At 67.4% G+C, this 18736-nt stretch carries 19 protein-coding genes and 1 tRNA gene; 12 read left to right on the top strand and 8 right to left on the bottom strand.

Translation table 11 applies throughout. The features are described 5' to 3' along the window. Positions 1-51 precede the first annotated feature (51 nt). Entirely contained in the window at positions 52-1026 is a 975-nt protein-coding gene (locus BM028_RS16440) for a family 43 glycosylhydrolase (protein WP_092387928.1), read from the bottom strand. A 178-nt stretch (positions 1027-1204) separates the two neighbouring features. Here BM028_RS16440 and BM028_RS18800 point away from each other — a divergent pair, with 178 nt between their 5' ends. From BM028_RS18800 to BM028_RS18700, 3 genes are all read left to right on the top strand, one after another. Further along, positions 1205-1510 carry a nuclease-related domain-containing protein gene (locus BM028_RS18800; RefSeq protein WP_254803978.1) on the top strand — a complete coding sequence of 102 codons (306 nt, stop codon included), beginning with the start codon at positions 1205-1207 and terminating at the stop codon, positions 1508-1510. A gap of 72 nt (positions 1511-1582) precedes the next feature. Next, positions 1583-1999: a hypothetical protein gene (locus tag BM028_RS18795; RefSeq protein ID WP_254803977.1), complete on the top strand. Its 417-nt coding sequence runs from the start codon at positions 1583-1585 to the stop codon at positions 1997-1999. 98 nt (positions 2000-2097) lie between these two features. Further along, entirely contained in the window at positions 2098-3297 is a 1200-nt protein-coding gene (locus tag BM028_RS18700) for a hypothetical protein (RefSeq protein ID WP_217647264.1), read from the top strand. 122 nt (positions 3298-3419) lie between these two features. Here the strand turns inward: BM028_RS18700 and BM028_RS16425 are convergent, their stop codons facing one another. After that, positions 3420-3788 carry a hypothetical protein gene (locus BM028_RS16425; RefSeq protein ID WP_092387925.1) on the bottom strand — a complete coding sequence of 123 codons (369 nt, stop codon included), beginning with the start codon at positions 3786-3788 and terminating at the stop codon, positions 3420-3422. A 494-nt stretch (positions 3789-4282) separates the two neighbouring features. Between BM028_RS16425 and BM028_RS16420 the strand changes: the two genes are divergently transcribed. Continuing rightward, positions 4283-5113: a hypothetical protein gene (locus tag BM028_RS16420; protein ID WP_175496107.1), complete on the top strand. Its 831-nt coding sequence runs from the start codon at positions 4283-4285 to the stop codon at positions 5111-5113. Between the two features lie 2069 nt (positions 5114-7182). On the opposite strand, the gene BM028_RS16410 is transcribed toward BM028_RS16420, so the two are convergent. The 3 genes from BM028_RS16410 to BM028_RS16400 form a co-directional block, all read right to left on the bottom strand. Further along, positions 7183-7662: an HNH endonuclease gene (locus BM028_RS16410; protein WP_175496106.1), complete on the bottom strand. Its 480-nt coding sequence runs from the start codon at positions 7660-7662 to the stop codon at positions 7183-7185. A 155-nt stretch (positions 7663-7817) separates the two neighbouring features. Continuing rightward, positions 7818-9377, bottom strand: coding sequence for an AAA family ATPase (locus BM028_RS16405; protein ID WP_175496105.1), 1560 nt, complete (start codon positions 9375-9377; stop codon positions 7818-7820). Between the two features lie 568 nt (positions 9378-9945). Continuing rightward, a tRNA-Ser gene (locus BM028_RS16400) sits at positions 9946-10035 on the bottom strand. A 142-nt stretch (positions 10036-10177) separates the two neighbouring features. Between BM028_RS16400 and BM028_RS16395 the strand changes: the two genes are divergently transcribed. Continuing rightward, positions 10178-11167: an SGNH/GDSL hydrolase family protein gene (locus BM028_RS16395; protein ID WP_092387910.1), complete on the top strand. Its 990-nt coding sequence runs from the start codon at positions 10178-10180 to the stop codon at positions 11165-11167. 10 nt (positions 11168-11177) lie between these two features. Then, the gene (gene radA / locus BM028_RS16390; RefSeq protein WP_071302988.1) at positions 11178-12539 is read left to right on the top strand and encodes a DNA repair protein RadA; all 1362 of its coding nucleotides are present in this window, start codon (positions 11178-11180) and stop codon (positions 12537-12539) included. A 75-nt stretch (positions 12540-12614) separates the two neighbouring features. Here the strand turns inward: radA and BM028_RS16385 are convergent, their stop codons facing one another. After that, complete coding sequence (locus BM028_RS16385; protein WP_092388269.1) at positions 12615-12998, bottom strand: SseB family protein; 384 nt, start codon at positions 12996-12998, stop codon at positions 12615-12617. Between the two features lie 304 nt (positions 12999-13302). Between BM028_RS16385 and cspE the strand changes: the two genes are divergently transcribed. After that, on the top strand, positions 13303-13512 hold the full coding sequence (gene cspE, locus BM028_RS16380) for a transcription antiterminator/RNA stability regulator CspE (protein WP_022907629.1): 210 nt from the start codon (positions 13303-13305) through the stop codon (positions 13510-13512). Between the two features lie 234 nt (positions 13513-13746). Here the strand turns inward: cspE and BM028_RS18325 are convergent, their stop codons facing one another. Continuing rightward, complete coding sequence (locus BM028_RS18325) at positions 13747-14445, bottom strand: hypothetical protein (RefSeq protein ID WP_139219853.1); 699 nt, start codon at positions 14443-14445, stop codon at positions 13747-13749. A 64-nt stretch (positions 14446-14509) separates the two neighbouring features. Then, complete coding sequence (locus BM028_RS16365; protein ID WP_070417309.1) at positions 14510-15052, bottom strand: amino-acid N-acetyltransferase; 543 nt, start codon at positions 15050-15052, stop codon at positions 14510-14512. 74 nt (positions 15053-15126) lie between these two features. Here BM028_RS16365 and BM028_RS16360 point away from each other — a divergent pair, with 74 nt between their 5' ends. From BM028_RS16360 to BM028_RS16340, 5 genes are all read left to right on the top strand, one after another. Continuing rightward, entirely contained in the window at positions 15127-15579 is a 453-nt protein-coding gene (locus BM028_RS16360; RefSeq protein ID WP_092387904.1) for an SRPBCC family protein, read from the top strand. A 238-nt stretch (positions 15580-15817) separates the two neighbouring features. Continuing rightward, positions 15818-16261, top strand: coding sequence for a hypothetical protein (locus BM028_RS16355; protein ID WP_070417311.1), 444 nt, complete (start codon positions 15818-15820; stop codon positions 16259-16261). After that, the gene (locus BM028_RS16350; protein WP_070417312.1) at positions 16258-16716 is read left to right on the top strand and encodes a hypothetical protein; all 459 of its coding nucleotides are present in this window, start codon (positions 16258-16260) and stop codon (positions 16714-16716) included. Before BM028_RS16355 ends, BM028_RS16350 begins: the two co-directional genes overlap by 4 nt. Continuing rightward, a complete protein-coding gene (locus BM028_RS16345; RefSeq protein WP_092387901.1) occupies positions 16713-17663 on the top strand; it encodes a hypothetical protein in 951 nt (316 codons plus the stop codon). Before BM028_RS16350 ends, BM028_RS16345 begins: the two co-directional genes overlap by 4 nt. Further along, positions 17660-18658 (top strand): alpha/beta hydrolase family protein, encoded by a 999-nt coding sequence (locus tag BM028_RS16340; protein ID WP_092387898.1) that lies wholly within the window; start codon positions 17660-17662, stop codon positions 18656-18658. Before BM028_RS16345 ends, BM028_RS16340 begins: the two co-directional genes overlap by 4 nt. Positions 18659-18736 lie beyond the last annotated feature (78 nt).

The following is an 18736-nucleotide window of genomic DNA, read 5'->3' as shown; positions in this document are numbered from 1 at the left end:
GCCGACCCCGGACTCGACGGCGCGGTTCGTGACCGCCTCGACCCGGCGGGGTCAGCCCACGGGGTCCGTCTGCACGACCGGCACCCCGTCGACGAACGTCAGTTCCGTCGCCGCGATGCACCACGTGTGTCCGTCGTCCGGGTTGCCCTGGAAGAACAGGTACTCGCGCCCGTCCTCGTCGCGGAAGAAGCCCGGGTGGCCGGACTCGGAGTGGTTCCACGCCCCCTCCGGCCCCGCCGGCACGAGCGGCTCGTCGGAGCCGCGCGTCCACGTCCGGCCGTCCGGGCTCGTCGCCCACCCGATCTGCTGCGGCTGGTTGTTGTACGCGCCCGCGTAGAACACCGTGAACGTCTCGCCGTCCCACCGCAGCGCCGGCGCCTCGATGCAGTCCTGCTCCCAGGGCAGCTCCGGGGCCAGCGCCGGCCCGTCGACGGACAGCTGCTCCCAGTCGTCGCGTCCGTACGCGCTCCCCAGCGGCGCTCGTGCCGTCCCGAGCAGCTGCGTCGTCATCGTCGGGTCACGCGTCACCCACCCGAGCAGCAGCCAGTCGCCCGCGACCACCAGGTCCGCGTCGATCGCTCGGCCGCAGGTCCACTCCCCCGTCGGGCGGAACACCGGGTTCTCCGGGTTCGGCGTGAAGGTCAGGCCGTCGTCGCTGACCGCGTGGCAGATCGAGTCCTCGCGGCCCCGGCCGTAGGTCTGGAAGAACAGGTGGACGCGTCCGTCGATCACCACGGCGCCGGGCGCTGCCGCACCGCTGCGGTCGTATTCCCCGAACGACGGCAGCACGGCCACGGTCCGCCACGTGACGAGGTCGTCGCTCTCGGCGATGCCGACCGACCAGCCCTCGGGCTCGTCGTCGCTCGCCGACGGGAGGGAGCAGTACAGCAGGTACCGGCCGCCGAACCGGATGACGGAGGGGTCCTTCGCGTAGGGGCGGCCGCGGCGGGACGCGTCGCCCCAGGGGGCGCCGAGGAGGCGCACGGCCTGCGATGCTGCGGAGGGGTCGGGTGCGGATGTCGGCATCGCTCCACTCTGCGCCGGTCCGGCGCGCGCGGACCAGCGTGACCGCTTGTCGGACTGGAGGCGCGGCTGGCGTCCGGTGTCGCGCCTCCCGTCCGGTGGTCCGACCGTCGCGTCTCGTCCTTCGCGCGCCTCGCACTGGGGCTCGCAGACGGGGCTCGTCGTCTGCCTGGATGGGTCCATGGGGACCGACCACACGACCGGCGCAGGCGCGTCCGCGCAGCGCGAGTACGACCGGCGCAGGGCGCGCGACGAAGCGACGATCCGCTCGACGTGGGGCGAGGGGCGGATCGGTACGATCGCCGTCGCGCTCTCGAACGAGCGGCAGAGCACCGCGGCGTGGAGGTCCGGCGCCGTCGGTGAGGCTGAGGTCGGACGGAGACTCGACGCCATCGCGTCCGATCAGGTCGTGGTGCTCCACGACCGGCGCATCCCCGGCTCCCGCGCGAACATCGACCACATCGTCATCACTCGGGCTGGCGTCTAGGTCGTCGACGCCAAGCACTACCGAGGCAAGCGGCCGCGGCTGGTCGTCGAGGGTGGACTGTTCCGTCCGCGCGTGGAGAAGCTCGTCGTCGGTGGCGACCGGACGAAGCTCGTGGACGGTGTCCTCCGCCAGGTGGCTCTCGTGCGGGAGCTCGTCGACCCGGTGCCCGTGCACGGCGCGCTCTGCTTCGTTGGAGCGGACTGGCCGCTCGTCGGTGGGTCGTTCACCGCGCGCGGTGTCGAGGTCTGCTGGCCGGGGAAGCTCGCGAAGCGGCTCGCTGCGCTCGAAGGATCGACCGACGTCACAGCGGTCGGACGCGATCGCCTCGCACTTCCCGCCCGCCTGAGTGACGATGCCCGTCCTGCCAATAGCCCGACAGACGAGCCCGATGCGTTCGTCTTGATGTACTCTCACCTCGAGCGGTCTGGTCCGCTCGTCTCCGTGCGAGAAGCCCCACGTGCTTCCTGCCTCGATGGACAACCGTGGTGACGGGTTCCAGAAGCAGTGCCGTTCTTGTTGAGATCTCTCTCCTGTGACGCCGGTTCTGCGAACGTGGGTCGCATCTCCTGGCGCAGAAGGCGATTGAGTTGTCCGACACGAACACCACCCCTGACCGTCCCCGCGAGATCGTGCGGGACGCCCGCGCGCTCCAGCGATTCTGCGGGATGAAGTACACAGAGGCCCTGCGGGCCGTTGAGCACCCGCTCGCGCAGGGCATCCTCGGCGAGCGGATCCGCGCCCGCACGATCATCCGGGTACTCACCGACCACCCCGATTTGTCGACGTCGGACCCCGACTCCGACAGCTTGATCACCCACCTCGGCCGAAACGGCCTGTGGGCGGACGAGCCGTTCCCAGCGGGGCTGACCACAGAAGACGACTACGTGAGCGTCGTCCTCGCCGCCGAGGTTCTCCGACTGTTCGACCACACCGAGACGGCTACCGGGGGCTCAGGCAGCTACGGGGTCAAGCACACGATGGAGCGCTTCTTCCAGGCGCACCTAGCCCAGTTCGGCTACGTCTCAAACGGCACCGCGATCCACGCAGCGGCTGCCTTGGGTATCCCCCTCGCGGCGAATCCTGCCGATCGACTGGATCCGAACGCCACGTTCGGATTGATGCCCGAGCAGATCGCGTACGTCGACCGTGTCCTCGAGGACCGTCGCACGAAGAGTAACACCGTCCGAGGCCACCACCACCGGCCCTCGGGCTTGGCCTTCCTCGAGCGTGCACTCGACGAGTATCACGCGACCGGGAAGCAGCCTGCACGTTGGAACGGTCTCGACGAGGATCCTGCTCCCCTGACGAGCCCATTCCACGAGTGGCTCATCGCGCAGGCCGGTCCCGGCGACTTCGGCTCCCGAGCGCTCCTCGCTGCCGACTACGCAGCTGGACTGCGTGACAGCGACCACGCGGTGGCACGGCAGCCGGAGGAGCTCATCAGCATCCTCCGGACCATCGGCGCGCACGAGACCGTCGTCGAAGCAGGCAAGGTCGCCATCATCGACTGGGCGCGCACGGCGCCGCAGTCGACCGGCATCCGGACCGAGCTGAGCGACAACAGCCGATGGGACCACGAGGGCTGGGGCGCTGGCTCTGGAGACACCGAACGCTGCAAGTTCGACTGCCCGTGCGGCCGCGGTTCGATTATCGAAGAGCACGACAACACCCCCGGGTTCCGAGAGCACGACCGCTGGATCGAGTGCGACATCTGCCGCGCGGAGTGGCAGTTCGTCGACGGGCTTCCGACCCGCGGTTGGCGGCTCGAACCGCTCCGCGCGGCGTAGCTTGCGGTGCTCGACGACGAGGGGCTTTCGCGAGCAGCGGGAGCCCCTCGTCGTCTGCCGTAGTGGCACCAACCGCGCCGCTGTTGTCACTTCTCGCCGCTACGTGTCATTAGCGAGGCGGATCAGCGTCGGCCGAGCACCCGCCCGAGCCAGGACCTCCTCGGCGCCTGCCGATCGATCTCGGTGCTCGCTTCTGGCACGGCTGACTCACGCGGCGCCGTCACCGGGAACCTGACCGCCACGGTCAGCGTGCGCTCCGCCGGGTCCGGCATCGGCGTCATCGGCCAGTCCGACGGCACGTAGTCGTCGGGCACGACGTACCCGCCGCAGTTCACGACCTCGCCGGCGGCGCTGATCGTGATGCTCTGCAGGTGGAGCGTCCCGCCGTTGAAGTCGAACGGGCTCCGGCCGTCAGGAACGTACGCGGTCTCCTCGCGGGGGTTCTTCGACCAGGTGAGCCCCCCCCCGTACCCAGGGCCGACGACGCCCACCAGTAAGCACCGTGCCATCGCACACGGAGCGCATCACCCACGCGCACCCCGCGCATGTGCTCGGTCACCGTCGAGTGGTAGAGGTTCGACGCCATCGCAGCGCGGCGAGGCCAAGAAGAACGACCCCGACGGTGACCAGCGTCCACACCGGTAAACGTCGGCCCAGCCAGTCGCGAGTCGTCATGATGCTGAAGCTACCCGTGGCACAACCCGACCGACGTCCCGATGAGCGATCGGCTTGCGGGACGCGATCACGACACAGAGCGCAGCGAGACGGACGACGCCGAGCGAAGCTGCTCACAGTTTTGGGGCAACGGGTTCTGGACGGGTCCGCCGTCGGCGTCTCGACGCTCGGGGCCCACTCGGTCAGAAACAGAAACGATTACTTGCAGCCGCCTCGGCCGCAGTGGATAGAGTCAGCGAATGCGAAACGCGGAACGCCCGTGATCCACTGGGGAGTCATTCTGACGGCAGCCGCCACCGAAGGCGGTGGCTTGGATGACTCATTCGGGGCTCCCCTCTGGGTAGTCAGCCTCGTAATCAGCGGGATCGTCGGTGCCGTAATCAGCATCGCCCTGCAACGCACTAGCGACAGATGGTGGCGGCCACTCGGGGACTACGAGCTCTGGATCGACTACACAGCCACTCCCTTGTTCATGGAGCATGCGACCGACGTCAGCTACGTCGTCGATGGCACTCCCGTCCAGCGGCCCTACCGAGTACGGCTCTGGGCGTGGCGTGCGGGCGCGAAGGACGTTCGAGCCGACTCGTTCTCGGGCGTTTTCGTGGCTCACCTCGGCGTGCCGGTGATCCCTTCCACCGTTCGCGCGGATGAGCACGCTAGTGGCGCGGATGTGCAGTTGACTGCTGGCGAGTCCGCCTCCTGGCGGGTCGAGCAAAGTATCGTTCGCTCGGATTTCGTCGTCCGATACGACTTCATCAGCGACGGCCTCCCGAACGTGCAAACGCGTAACCCGGTCGCTGACCTCCGAGTGAGCTCGTTCTACGACGAAACTGAGAACCAGAACCTTCGAAGTACAGTCCTCGCCTCGATCGGCGCTGTTCTGTTGGCGGGCGGTCTGCTCTGGATCATCATCGGCCTGATCTTGAGCCAGACGGTCGCTCCGGGCCTCGTCCCCTGGGTCTTCCTGACCATGCCGGCGCTGATCATCGGCATCCTGTTCTTGGCTTCGTCCAGTGATGCGATCCCTCGCCGAGCTCGACTGGCGCGCAAGCTGCTGCGCGCACGAGTTGGAGGGCATCCGCTACCTGCACGACGGATCGTGCTTCCAGACAACGTCTTCGTGCCTCGCGATTCGTCGTAAGAGTGTCCCGCCGGGGCACTTTCACGGTCGCGGCAATCATGGCTCCGGACGAGCTCGTCTTCGTGGGCCTGGTATCTGTTCGACGGGTTCCACAGATGAACGCCCACCGTGTCGGCGGGGGGAGCTGGCCGGATCCATCGAAGTGTGCGGCTGCACCGTCAACGCCGGCGTCCGCGCGGGCAGTGTCCACGATCATGGTCGGACGATCTCAGACGTCGACGGGGGCCGGGTGGAGCACCCTGATCGCGTCGAAGGCGGCGAGGAAATCTACAGATAGTGAGAGCCGTAGCCTCACGGCCCTGCACGGGTCAGGAATTGATGGCGGCTCGAAACGGCAAATCCGAGATAACTCGGCGCAGTCAAGTGAGGCCCAGCCGTCAAGCGTCCGGTGGTCGATCCTCCACCGATAGCCAGTGCACTATGGGGCGATGATGCGTAGGTACCGGCTCTGGATCGCTTGGATCATTGGCTCACTAACGGTGGCCCTGATCGTTCTGACAATCCTGGCGGCGTTCACGAACTTCACGCCTTGGCTGCCGCTGCTGGCTGCGACCCTCGTTGCCGCTGTTGCGGGAGCGATTCTGATCGCGCGGGGACCGCGAGTTGCTCGACAGCAGGAGCGCGAGCGTCGTGCGCATCAGAACCAGCGTGTCCGTTAGCCGATGGCCTACCGGACAACTGCGTTGTCGTCTGCCAGGTCAGCGCTTGTCCTGGTTACGGAGACTCCAGATGCCGAGGTACAGGGACCAAGGCATGAGAACGACCAGGGGCAGCCACGAACCGACCATCCTGGTGTTGAGGACCAGATTCAGAAGCCCTAACGCAAGCATCAGCGCAGCCGCGACTACGGCCAACCAGGCGAACGTGCGAGGCCAGGGCTTCATCGATCTCACGACGGGATCCTACCGGGGCGCCAATGCCCGGCAGCCGATCGGCCGGCGGGCACTTTCGTTAGGTTCGAAAGATGGGAGCGACCAGAGCTGAGCAGCGGCTGCGGAACTTCCAGACCCTACTTCTCCTCGGCGCGCTCCTGGCAGCGATCCTCGCGGCCGTGTTACTCGTGCTCGTAGGCGTCCCTCAACCGATCGCCGTCGCAGTCGGCCTCGTGGTGTACCTCGCCAGCTGGAGAGTGATTCTCCGAGCTGTCCGTCGGCGCCGAGAAACAAGAGAGGGCACCGGCACCCATTAGACGATCCTGTAGCGGTCTCGAGTGCAACCAGGGAGAACGACGCCGTTCCCGCGATCGATGTCGCGGCATCGCTGCCGATGTCGACCTCGTACTGGTTGCCCGCTGCGTCCGTCTCACATATGTGGTCCGCGACCGCTCGCAGTGAGGGTGCGTCATACGGGCGCCCTGCCGCGGACGAGACCACCGGCTGGCTAGGAGTGGATGCACACCGCTCGGCACTGCAAGACAGCCCGTCATCTCGGCATAGGTGGGCGCCTGCGCCCGCCCGCATGCTCAGCCCCGTGTCACTTCAAGGGGCACGATTCACGCCGGTGATGGTGCCCCTATCCGAAACTTCCGGAGAGCCCCCTCGGGTGCTCGAAGACCGCGAAATCCCTCCAGAACGCCAGGCCTCGCCGGCAAACTGGACACGTACGCAACGGAGCCCTCAGGCGCCACGTCACCCATCCGCAGTCCCTCACCGCCTCTGGCGCCCGGGAGCAGCGCGACCGCGCCGGCACGCACCGACGCCGAGATCCAGCGATCGATCGCCCGCGCTGACGCAGCCCTCGGTGCGGCCGGCCAGCAGGTCACCGACGAAGAGACCGGTGAACTCGGGCGCCAGGTCGCCGCCGGCACCGTCACCGACGACGAGGCAGCCGCTCGCATCATCGAGAAGCTAGGGCAATGAGTTCCATATGTCCCGACCGCAGCTTCGGACTTCTTTAAAGCACAGCCGACCCCCCCCCTAAAAAAATGCGCCTCTCCAGCGTGAGTCTCAGTCGATCTGGACGGGCCCGATTTGCTCCGAGCACACGGTCCCGCGCCGCCGCGCTCAATAAACACATGGGCGTGGAGCGTGCCCTTGGTCATCGCACGTTCCACCCCTCGCTTCGTCCTCCTAGACGGGGAAGCCACGGCTCTCAGCGAAAGACCGAAGTGTGGCCGAAAATTCCCGGGCTGGAGCGAATGCTTCACGGACATCTTCGGCAAAAAGCTTTTTGAACTCGGCCCTTGACTCACTGTTCCACACTCGAATTCGGCTTTCGAGTTCTTGAATGCGCTTCATCTTCGAGATGACAAGGTCTTCTCGGGTGTCAAGTTTGAGCTTCCGGATCGTGTTTACTCCCCGCGAACTCTCATTCGATGCCAGGACAAGGGGTCCAAGAAAGTCCAGGTGTGCAGGAACATCATCACGGTACGGATCAAGAATCTGAAGACTTCCGTCTTCAGTCCAGTAGTCCCTCTTGTTCGTGTTGCACTTCGGGCACACGAGTCCCAAATTCTCCCACACCAATACGAGCTCCGGGAACACCGACTTAGGCTTTATATGCTCAACGGCGGAGTACGCAGCGTCATCCGTTAGTACCTCGCAGTACATACATTTCCCATGCGACTCACCTAAGAGTGATCCAACAATCGCCGCAGCCCGCCATGGGGTGGGTTTACGTTCAGCTGGGGCCGCCAAGTAATTCGCAGTGGCAGTCGACTGATTCACCGCAAGCCACTCTGGCACTGGCCCTTTGATAAGCGCAATCATTGCTTGTCCGAGTCCCGCGTCGAATCCACCCGAAGGATGTCTAAAGCGGCGGAAAACTGCTCCTCCAACCCCGCTGCCACCAGTTTGTCTCGAAAGTCTCGAAGCTCATCTACGGATGGATCCGGTGGGAGTGCTTCCAAAGCGAGCTTCAAGCGACCCTCAGCCCAGATCGGCAAGGGCGTGTCCAACCCGAGAACCGACATCAAAGTATCGTCCGAGGTGCCCGACGAATTTAGGTCATGTACTCGTCTCGATGTAACAACCCCTGAGAAGTTTGACGAAAGTGCGTACACATACGCATCTGGGAATGCGGTCACCACAAACGGCGAGTGCGTAGCAATGATGAAAGATACGTGAGGGAAAGCATCGAGGAGCGCCGGCACAATCTGCCTCTGCAGCTCGGGATGCAGGTGATTCTCGGGCTCGTCGATGCAAACAGTGAAAGCCTCAGCATCACGGCTACGTAGGAAAACTTGCCAGGCGAGTTCCAGCATCGCACTGAGACCCCCCGAAACTGCTTCGAGAGGGAATTCCGCCGAGTGCGTCCGCACAATGACGTCTCCGTTCTTGACCGCCAGTTCCCGGAATCGCAAACTTTTGGGCAGGAAGTTGCGAAGAACATCTTGGAACCCTTCCCAGATTATCCGAGCTTCTTCAGTCGGGAGGACCGCTTGATTTCCATAACCGTGCATCGCGGCCGCGACGAGCGCTTCCTTCATCCTGAAGAGAGGTGGGTATTGACTCGACCCTCCGCTGTACCTTGTTTGCACCTCCCCGGCAAATTGATTGAGGAGAACGTTAGCGGCGGAGAATCTAGCGGGAAGGTTCTGCAATTGCTGATAGCTGCTGATCGAGCGATGAGAGGAGATGAATAGGCCGGGGACATGTTGTTGCGACGGCATTTGAAGCGCGCTGATGTGAACGCCCTCGGCGAGCGTTTCCACGATCGAGGTCCGCGCGCCGTTCGTGTAGAAAAGCCGACCGACCTCACTAGTGTGCCCGTTCAGATCGCCCCCGGCCTCCTGGCGCCCAGATGACACAAGTTGCGCACTCCAGCTAAGGTGTGGCGCAAGAATATTTAGTAACGTCGTCTTACCGGCCCCGTTTGCGCCCGTTATGATGGTAAGGCGGGGGTGGAACGAAATGTCGATGGCCTGGAATTGTCGCCACGAAGAAATCTCGAGGCGAGCAAACGTGTTCTCGGCGAGTGGACGTGCGTCCTGCGCAGCTTCGCGCAGCATCTCCATCTCCGACCAGACTTGGACACGATGATCGTCTCTGTCTATCCATCCATGAACCAGCGGTGTCGTCTGCAGGAGCTGCCGTCCGCTGTCGGAGATCTGGCGGTTGAGTCCATCGGGCTTATCAACGAGCTGAAGCAGATCCATCAGATCCAACGCTCGGTACTGATTGCGGAGCGCTTCAGGATCAGTACGCCAGCGGGTATCACCTTCATTGGCGAGAGCGAGGAGGCTTTCGGAATCTACCGGATAGCCAAACCGTTGAACGGTCCGCATCAAAGCGTCGACCGCCGTTTCAATACGATCCCAGTCCATGGACTGACTGTATCCGACGCTCCCGCCCCGTCGAGTACGCGTCTTGCGACTTCGATCTTTGGCTGCGGACTCGCCGTCGATGCACGACGTGAGGCGAGGCGCCGTTGGCAGCGGTGTTCGCAGTGCCGGATGACTGCCTTCAAGGTCATCGGACGCCAACATGACGGGTACTGATCAAGTGAGAATGGTGGAAACGGTCTCGTAGAGGGCTGCGTCGGTGACGTAGTCCCAAGCTCGGTGCGCGAGCTTCTGACGGGTGAGATCTATGCTTTCGCCTTCGCCGCTGCAGGGTGACGGTTCGCTCTTGGTGCTTCCTCGACGGCCAGGCGCGGCTCACCCTGGACCGTTACCCGCCTGGCGGAGTCACGGCCAGCAGCTCGAAGGCGTAAGCGCCGGCGCATAGCGGATCGGTTCTCGCGATTGGCGGAGCTCCGGAACAGCCCGGCGTCGAGGTTGCTCCCATCTGCTACGGAAAGGTCCGTTACTGCCTGGTTACCGGCACGATCGCTGGGGTCGAGCGAAAGAGCCCCAAATGCCCGTCATGACGGGGATCTGGGGCTCTTTGCGGTGGCGGTACCGGTGGGATTTGAACCCACGGTGGAGTTGCCCCCACACATGTTTTCGAGACATGATCCTTCGGCCGCTCGGACACGGTACCGGGAAAGAGTTTACACGATCCAGGAGGCGCGACGCACCACCGCGCGTCGGCTCCCCCTCCACAGGTGTCCGGTCCCGGACGCCCGTCCACGGCCCGGTCGGGACGGATCGCGTCCCGAAGAAGTCCGCGTAACGTCCACCGCATGAGATCTCGCACGCTCATCGCACTGCTGTCGTCGGTCGTCGGCGGCCTCACCGTCCTCGGGGGCGCTGCCTTCGGCGCCCGGGCAGGCGTCCGTGGCCAGCGCGCCGCCGCCCGTCGCGTCGGCGAACTGCTGCCCGTGCACGCCGACTGGTGGCGCGAGCGTTTGCAGCACGAAGGGCAGATCACGTACCTCGCGATCGGTGACTCGGCAGCGCAGGGCGTCGGTGCGAGCGAACCCCACCGCGGGTACGTAGGACTGCTCGCCCGCCGGATCCGGCACCGCTCCCGGTCGTCGGTCCGCGTCGTGAACCTCAGCGTGTCCGGCTCGACGACCTGGGGCGCACGGAAGGACCAACTGCCGAAGCTCCGCAACTACACACCCGACATCTGCACGGTGTCGATCGGCGCGAACGACATCGCCGACTTCCACCCCGACAAGTTCGAGCGAAACATCCGCGACATCTACGGCGCCGTGCCGTCGCACGCGATCGTCGCCGAGCTGCCGTGCATGTTCGTCCCGGACCGTGAGCGCAAGGTCGCCGTGGCGAACGAGATCGTGCACCGGGTGGCCGAGGAGTTCGGGCTCACGGTCGCACCGCTGCACACCATCACGAAGCGGGTCGGTCTGCGCCGGACGTTCTTCAACAGCTACGGCGACCTGTTCCACCCGAACGACCGTGGGTACGAGATCTGGGCGAGCGCGTTCGAACCCGCGGTCGATGCTCGGGTCGACGTCGTCGCCGCGATCCGGCACTACCTGTCCGCCCGTGAAGCCGAGGACCTCGGCGCCGGAGCCGGAGCGGTGGCGACCGCCCGGGCCGAGCAGGACACCGAGGGCGCCGAGGCTCTCGACCACGCCGAGCGCCCCGGCCGCATCGACCGCCTTCGGCAGCGCATGACCGGGTCGGTCACCTTGCCCGACGCCGGACCCGACACGCGCCCCGACGGTCCGGACGACCGCGCGGGTGATGTCGGCGGCACCGCCTAGCCTGGCGATCATGGCGCGCGCTCAGTCCCTCTACCGCTGCACCGAGTGCGGCTGGACCAGCATCAAGTGGGTCGGCCGCTGCGGTGAGTGCCAGTCCTGGGGCACGGTCGAGGACTCCACTGCGGCCACGGCCAGTACCCGGGGAACCGCCTCGGTCGCGGTCACCGGCAACCGCGTGGCACGGCCCATCACGGAATCCCGCGGAACGACGGTCCAGCGGTGGCAAACCGGCATCGGCGAGTTCGACCGCGTCCTCGGCGGCGGAGTGGTCCCGGGTGCGGCGGTCCTGCTGTCCGGCGAGCCCGGCGTCGGCAAATCCACGCTCCTGCTCGAGGTCGCTTCACGAGCGGCGGCGACCGGCAAGCGCGTGCTCTACGTCAGCGCCGAGGAATCCGTCGACCAGGTCCGGCTCCGCGCCGAACGCACCGGGGCGATGCACGACGACCTCTACCTGGCGAGCGAGGTCGACCTCGGCGTCATCCTCGGCCAGATCGACCAGGTCAAGCCGGACCTCCTCATCGCCGACTCGGTGCAGACCATCTCGTCGAGCTCGATCGACGGCATCGCCGGTGGTACGTCGCAGGTGCGCGAAGTCGCCTCCACGCTGATCCGCGTCGCGAAGGACCGCGCGCTCCCGGTCCTCATCGTCGGCCATGTGACGAAGGACGGCACGATCGCCGGACCCCGACTGCTCGAACACCTCGTCGACGTCGTCTGCCACTTCGAGGGCGACCGGCAGACCGCGCTCCGGTTCGTCCGCGCGCTCAAGAACCGCTTCGGCCCCACGGACGAGGTCGGCTGCTTCGACATGGCCGGTGACGGCATCCACGAGGTCCCCGACCCCAGCGGCCTGTTCATGTCGAAGAACGGCGCGCCGGTGTCCGGTACGTGCGTGACCGTCGCGCTCGAGGGACGCCGAGCACTCCCGGTCGAGGTGCAGGCGCTCGTCGTCCCGAGCTCGGCGCCGCAGCCGCGCCGGGTCGTGAACGGCGTCGACTCCTCCCGCGTGGCGATGCTGCTCGCGGTGCTCGAACGTCGCGCCGGCCTGAAGCTGTCGGATGCCGACGTCTACGTCTCCACGGTGGGCGGCATGAAGCTCACCGAGCCCGGCGCGGACCTCGCCATCGCACTGGCCCTGGCGAGTGCCGCCCGCGACCGCCCGTACCCGCACACGTTGGCGGCCGTCGGCGAGATCAGCCTCGCGGGCGAGATCCGCCCGACCACGGGCACGAAACAGCGCGCGAGCGAAGCCGCACGCCTCGGGTTCACGACCGTGCTCGGCGCGGACGCCCAGCACCTCCGCGAAGCACTGCGGGTCGCGTTCTCCCTGGCCGCGAACGAACGGGAGCGCGAACTCGATCGAGCGTTCTGACCGATCACGGCAACACCGATCACGGCAGAGCCGGCGGTGCGACACGCCGCCGAACGACGCTCACGCGAGCGCGAATCAGGCCCGGAGCGCCGCCAGCAGGTCCTCGGGCGTCGCCTGCATCGTGTGCGGGCCCGCGATGTCGAAGAAGACGCCCTCGAGCGAGTCCAGGTGCGCCGCGATGAACTCCTCGAGCCGCGGCCCGTCGTAGACCATCACCTGCCGGACCTGCTCGTCCGGCACCATCGCCGTGTACGCGTCTGCCGACGAGAACAGCAGCAGGATGCGCTTGTCCGAGCCCTCACGCCCGAACACCCGCACCTGCATGTCCTTCTTGCCGGTGACCAGCCGGGGGACGATCACGATGTCGTTGCGGAGCGCGAACGCCACCGCCGCGACGTCTTGCTTCTCGAGCGCCGCCTCGAGCTGTTCGCTCCGGAAACGCTGTTCCTTGTCTGCCATCGAGACCCAGTCCACCAGATTCATGGACGTTCGGCGACTTCGGCTCTTCCCTTGTGGCCACAAGACTGTAGATTGGTACCAACCGCTTCGGCGGGAGTCCATCGTTCTTCCGGTGCACAGCACCTCGAGCGCCATCGGTCACTGGCCTTCCCCGGCCGCCTGGCCCCGAACCCGTTCTACCGGCCCCATGCCCGCAGGACGCATCGATCTGACGACATCCGTCGGTGGATCGGCGGTAGCGAATACCGCATCGCAAGGCAGTCGACTGCAGATGTCGACTGGCAAGAAAGTAAGGAACGCCATCATGGCATCGACCGGCACCGTCAAGTGGTTCAACAACGAAAAGGGCTTCGGCTTCATCGCCCCGGACGACGGCTCCGCTGACGTCTTCGCTCACTTCTCCGCGATCGCTGGCAACGGCTACAAGTCGCTCGAGGAGAACCAGAAGGTGGAGTTCGACATCACCGAGGGTCGCAAGGGCCCGCAGGCGGAGAACATCTCCGTCATCGGCTGATCTCCTCCAGCCCGAACGGGCCCGTCGTCTTCGTGACGACGGGCCCGTTCCCGTTCCACGACATGGTTACAGCACCGAGGACCGTGGCCTCGAGGTCTCCCCCGGACAAGCGAAAACCCCCTGACAAGCGAAAACCCCCCTGACAAGCGAAAACCCCCGGAGATCCGGGGGTGTGACGCCGACCGGGCATTCCCAATCCACTTGCCTTCATCGTAGCCGGTGAGCACCACCGGACTACCCGAGGATGAACTGCACCGACGCCTTCGACTCGATGTTCCCCACCGCCACCTCCAGGTGGTAGCTCGCACCTCCACCGGTGACCGACGGCCGTGACGAGTCGCACGTCGAGGTCGACGACCGCGTCCGGTCCCAGGCGATCGCCGGCGTGGTCAGGGTCTGCCCGGCCTTGATCGTGACGTCCTGGTTGGTCCCGCCGGTCTGGCAGTCCTTCGACGACCAGTACTGCTCCTCGCCCGACGAGATCGTGAGGACCTGCTGGGACGACCCGAGGTCCATGTGGCACGAGTTCGACCCGGTGTTCTTGATCGACATCGCGATCTTCGGGTCCTCGGTGGGGCCGTACGAGGTCTTGTCGACGACGGGCGTGAGCTCGATCTGCTCCTTGGCACACGTCGACCCGTCCTTGGCCGACGCCGGAGCCGAAGCCGGCGCCGAAGACGAGGCCGAGGCCGAGGCCGACCCCGAGGGCGAAGCGGCTGCAGAGGGGGTGGCACGCGGCGACGACGACGGCCCGGCAGACGATGCGGAGGCGGAAGAGGGAGAAGAACCCGGGTCAGCAGACGCCCCACCCCGCCCGACCACGATCAGCACGACGACGACCACGATCAGCAGCAGCACCCCGATGACCATCGCACGACGGCGCCAGTAGACGCCCGGCTTCTCGGGCCCGACGGGGTGACGGAACGACGACATGCGCACAGGGTAGACAACGGCGCGAGCCCGACGAGGGAACCCCGCCGGAGGGCAGGCGAAAGCGTCAGAGGATCTTCAGCATGCGGGTGTTGCCGAGCGTGTTCGGCTTCACCCGTGCGAGGTCGAGGAACTCCGCGACCCCTTCGTCCGACGACCGGACGAGCTCGGCGTACACCTCGGGCGAGACGACGCTCTCGCCGATCTCGAGGTACCCGTGCTTCGTGAAGAAGTCGACCTCGAACGTGAGGCAGAAGATGCGGGCGACGCCGAGTTCGCGGGCGTCGTGCTCGAGTGCCTCGAGCATGCGGTGGCCGACGCGCTTGTGGATCCAGTCGGCGTCGAGGGCGAGCGTGCGCACCTCGGCGATGTCGTCCCAGAACACGGCGAGCGCGCCGCACCCGATCGGGACGCCGTCGGGGCCCTCGGCGATCCGGAACTGCTGGATCGAACCGTAGAGCGCGACGTTCTCCTTGCCGAGCAGGATCCGCCGGTCGACGTAGGGCGAGATGAGCCGCTGGATGTGCGGGACGTCCGACGCCAGGGCCGGGCGCACCAGGATGCCGTGCTCGTCCCGTTCGTGGAACGCGTGCTTCCCGTGCTCAGTCATCTCCCTCACACTAGTGCGCCCCGGGGGACACGCCCCTGTACGGCGCCCAGCCGCGGCCGCCTACCGTCCGGGTCATGCCTCAGATCATCGAAACCGTCGACGTGAACGTCCCCGTCGCAGCTGCGTACGGCCAGTGGACCCGCTTCGAGGAGTTCCCCGAGTTCCTCGACGAGGTCGAGAAGATCGTCCAGGTCGACGACAAGACCACCGACTGGACCGTGAAGGTCGCCGGCCAGGAGCGCGAGTTCCGCGCCCTCATCACCGAGCAGCACCCCGACGAGCGGGTCGCGTGGACGGTCAAGGACGGCGAGACCGACCACGCCGGCGTCGTCACCTTCCACAAGCTGTCCGACGACGAGACCCGTGTCACCGCGCAGATCGACTGGGAGCCCTCCGGCTTCCTCGAGACGCTCGGTGCAGCGGTCGGCGTCGGCGGTCACGCCATCAAGAAGGACCTGCAGAACTACAAGGAGCGCGTCGAGTCGGTGCCCACCGACACCGGGTGGCGGGGCGACGTGCAGGCCTGATCAGGCCGACGCACGAGATCGCGACCACGGTCGGGACGGGAGGCGCGGTGCCAGCTGGCACCGCGCCTCCCGTCCGTCGTCGGCTCGCGACCACCGCACGGCGCAACCCGCCTGTTCGGCATCCCCCCACGAAATGCCGACCTGACGAACGGGCACGCGCCTGGCAGAGTGGGTGTCGCTGGCCGACGCGCTGGTTCAGTTTTACCATGTCTGAGACAGATGTACAGGGCGGGGAGACATGATCGAGTACACCGACGACGACGCACACCGACGCGAGCTCTCACGCAAGCTGCAGCTCCTGATGGACGTCGTCGAGGCCAATTCCGGGCAGCGCCCCTCCTACAAGGAGATCGTCGCGGAGATCGAGGCGCAGGGTGCCTCGATGAGCCGACCGCGGTGGGGCTACATGCTCGGGGGCAACGGACCGGCCGTCCGTGACCAGCGTCTGCTCGTCGCGCTTGCCGGCTACTTCGGTGTGCCCTCCGAGTACCTCACCGACGCCGCGGGCAACACGGACGTCCCGGAGCGGGTGCAGGCGCAGCTCGAACTCGTCCTCGAACTCCGCAAGCGCGAGGTCGTGGCGTTCGCCACCCGGCGGCTCGGGGAGTTCGCCTCCGCGGCCGAGATCCGCGACTTCACCGAGCACGTCCGGCGGCTCGACGACTCCGGGTCGACGCCGTGAGCGCGTTCGCCGACCGGATCGGCGCCCGCCGCCAGCAGGCCGAGGCCCGGCGCAGCGTGCAGCGACTCGGACTCCCCCGGCGACTGACGCTGCCGGAGCTGCTCGTCCGGGCCGAGTCCGCCCTCGGCAAGCCGATCCGGCTCCGCACGACCGCACTGCCCGGTGACCTCTCCGCGCGGCTCATCCAGCGCGCCGACCACGCCCTGCTCGAGACGCGCCCCGACCTGTCCGAGCGCTCCCGGGTGGCCTGCGTGCTGCACGAGCTCGCGCACGTGTTCCTCGCCGACCCCGGCTGCGACCACGAGGCGTACACGGGGCTGCTCACCGGACGGACGGCGTTCACCCGGTCGCTCGACACCCCGCACGAGCAGGCGGTGGAGCTCGTCGCCGACCAGCTCGCCCTGCGGATCGGGCTGCTCGACCCCGACACCGCGCCGCGCGGGATCTTCCGGTGACGCTGCACGTCTGGGGATCGCTCCCGGTCTGGCTGATCCTGGCCGTCCTCGTCGTCCGGCTCTGGCTCGTCCGGACCCAGTCGGCGAGCGTCACCTGGCTCATGGTCTGCTGCGCGTTCGTCGCCGTCGGGCTGAGCATCAACCAGCCCGACGTCGTGACGTTCCTCGGCGGGCTGACCCGCACGCCGAACGTCGCCGACCTGCTCGGCCGCTGCCTGATGGTGTGCGGCCTGTTCGCCCTCGCGCAGTCGGTCGAGGCGGCCGCCCGGTCCGCGCGACTGCTGCGACCGAGTCGGCTCGTCGGCGTCGCACTGATCCTCGTCGCCCTCGTCGTGCTGTTCGTGCTGATCGACGCCCCCGAGCCCACCTCGCAGTTCATGGTCGAGTACGGTGACCAGCTGCCGACCGCGCTCTACTCCGCGGTGGAGATGACGTACATCGCCGTCGTGATCACCCGGTCCGCACTGGCGGTCCTCCGCGGCTTCCGCGAGGGCGACGGCCTCGGGCGCATGTACTGGCTGTTCGTCGTCGGTGCCGCGGCGATGGTCCTGCTCGCGGCCATCGCGGTCGCGCTCGACGCCGTGCACGTGCTCGGCCTGGACGCTGCGGTCCGGGTGCTCGGCACCGTCTACGCACCGGTCTTCCTCACCTCGATGGCCCTGCTCGCCGTGGGTGCCGCCGGCGGGGTGCTGCCCGACGCCGCCCGCGAGTTCCGCGACTGGCGGGCCGCCCGGGTCCGCTTCCGGACGCTGGAGCCCGAGCTGCGGCGACTCGAGGGCGCGTCCGGCAACCGGGGGCTGTACTTCACGATCGCCTGGCAGCGTCGCCAGTGGCGGAGCCGACTGCACCGGCTGTCCGTCGAGATCGAGGACCGCGCGCGTGAGGCCGGGCAGGACGTCCCGGCCGCCGCGACGCTCACCACCGCACGACTGGAGGAGACCACATGACCGGTGGACGCATCGCCGCACTCGGGACCGCAGCGGGTGCCGTCGGGACGCTCGGGCTGGGCGCGTTCGTCGCGCGTCGGCTGCTCTTCCCCACGCCGTACTCGGCGACCGCCACCGTGCGGGGCGCCACCCCGACCGAGGCCGAGTTCGTGGCCACCCGCGACACCCGTCTGCCCGGGACGTACCGGATCACCCACGACGGCCAGGACGTCCGCGTGCGGGACGTGCTCGACATCGACGGGGACACGGTCCGGCGGCGCACGGACGGCCCGGCAGCCGGCGGCGAGTGGGGCTGGGACGCGCTGCTGTACGACGACCTCGCGGACGTCCCCGGCGACGAACCGGCCGACGTCCCCGGCGACGGGCCCACGCACGTCGTCCACGTGCACGGGCAGTCGCTCGGGCCGCGGCAGGTCCTCCGGGGCATCCGGGTCTGGCGTGCCCTCGGCGCGACGTCCGAGGTCGTCGACACGACCGACCTCCCGCTCCGCTCGCTCGACCCCGGCGCGGTCGACCGCATCGTGACGGCGGTCCGGGCAGCCCGGGGCCGCGGGGCCACCCGGGTCGTGCTGCAGGGCTGGTCGGCGGGGGCGCTCGCGTGCTCTGTTGCCGCCTCCCGGGTCGAGGTCGACGGCCTGGTCGGTATCTCGCCGCTGCTCAGCGTGTCCTCGGCGCTCCGCGGTGCAGTGTCGGGCGCGCACCTCCCCGCGTTCGTCGGCACGGTCGCGGCACGGATCGCGACCACCGGCGTGCTGTCACGGCTGGCCGGCGCCGCTGCTCCCGTCCAGACGACCGCGTGGCAGGCGTCGGCGACCCCGACCCTGCTCGTGCACTCGGCGGCCGACGGCCTCGTCGCCGAGGCCGACGTCGCCGCGCAGACCGCGCGTCCGGGGACCCGGGCGGTCGCGTTCCGGACCGCGCCGCACACGCTCGAGTGGAACGAGGACCCGGAGCGCTGGGAGCGGGCCGTCCGGGACTTCGCGGCCACCCTCTGACGCGAGACGCAAGACGCTGGACGCAAGACGCTGGACGCGAGACGCGCGACGCGGGCCGAGCACCCCGGCGACGTGCAA

Origin of the sequence: Curtobacterium sp. YR515 (assembly GCF_900113095.1) — a bacterium.
Classification (GTDB): domain Bacteria; phylum Actinomycetota; class Actinomycetes; order Actinomycetales; family Microbacteriaceae; genus Curtobacterium.
Note: the sequence above shows the minus strand (reverse complement) of the source record. Positions and strands in the feature narration are given on the sequence as shown.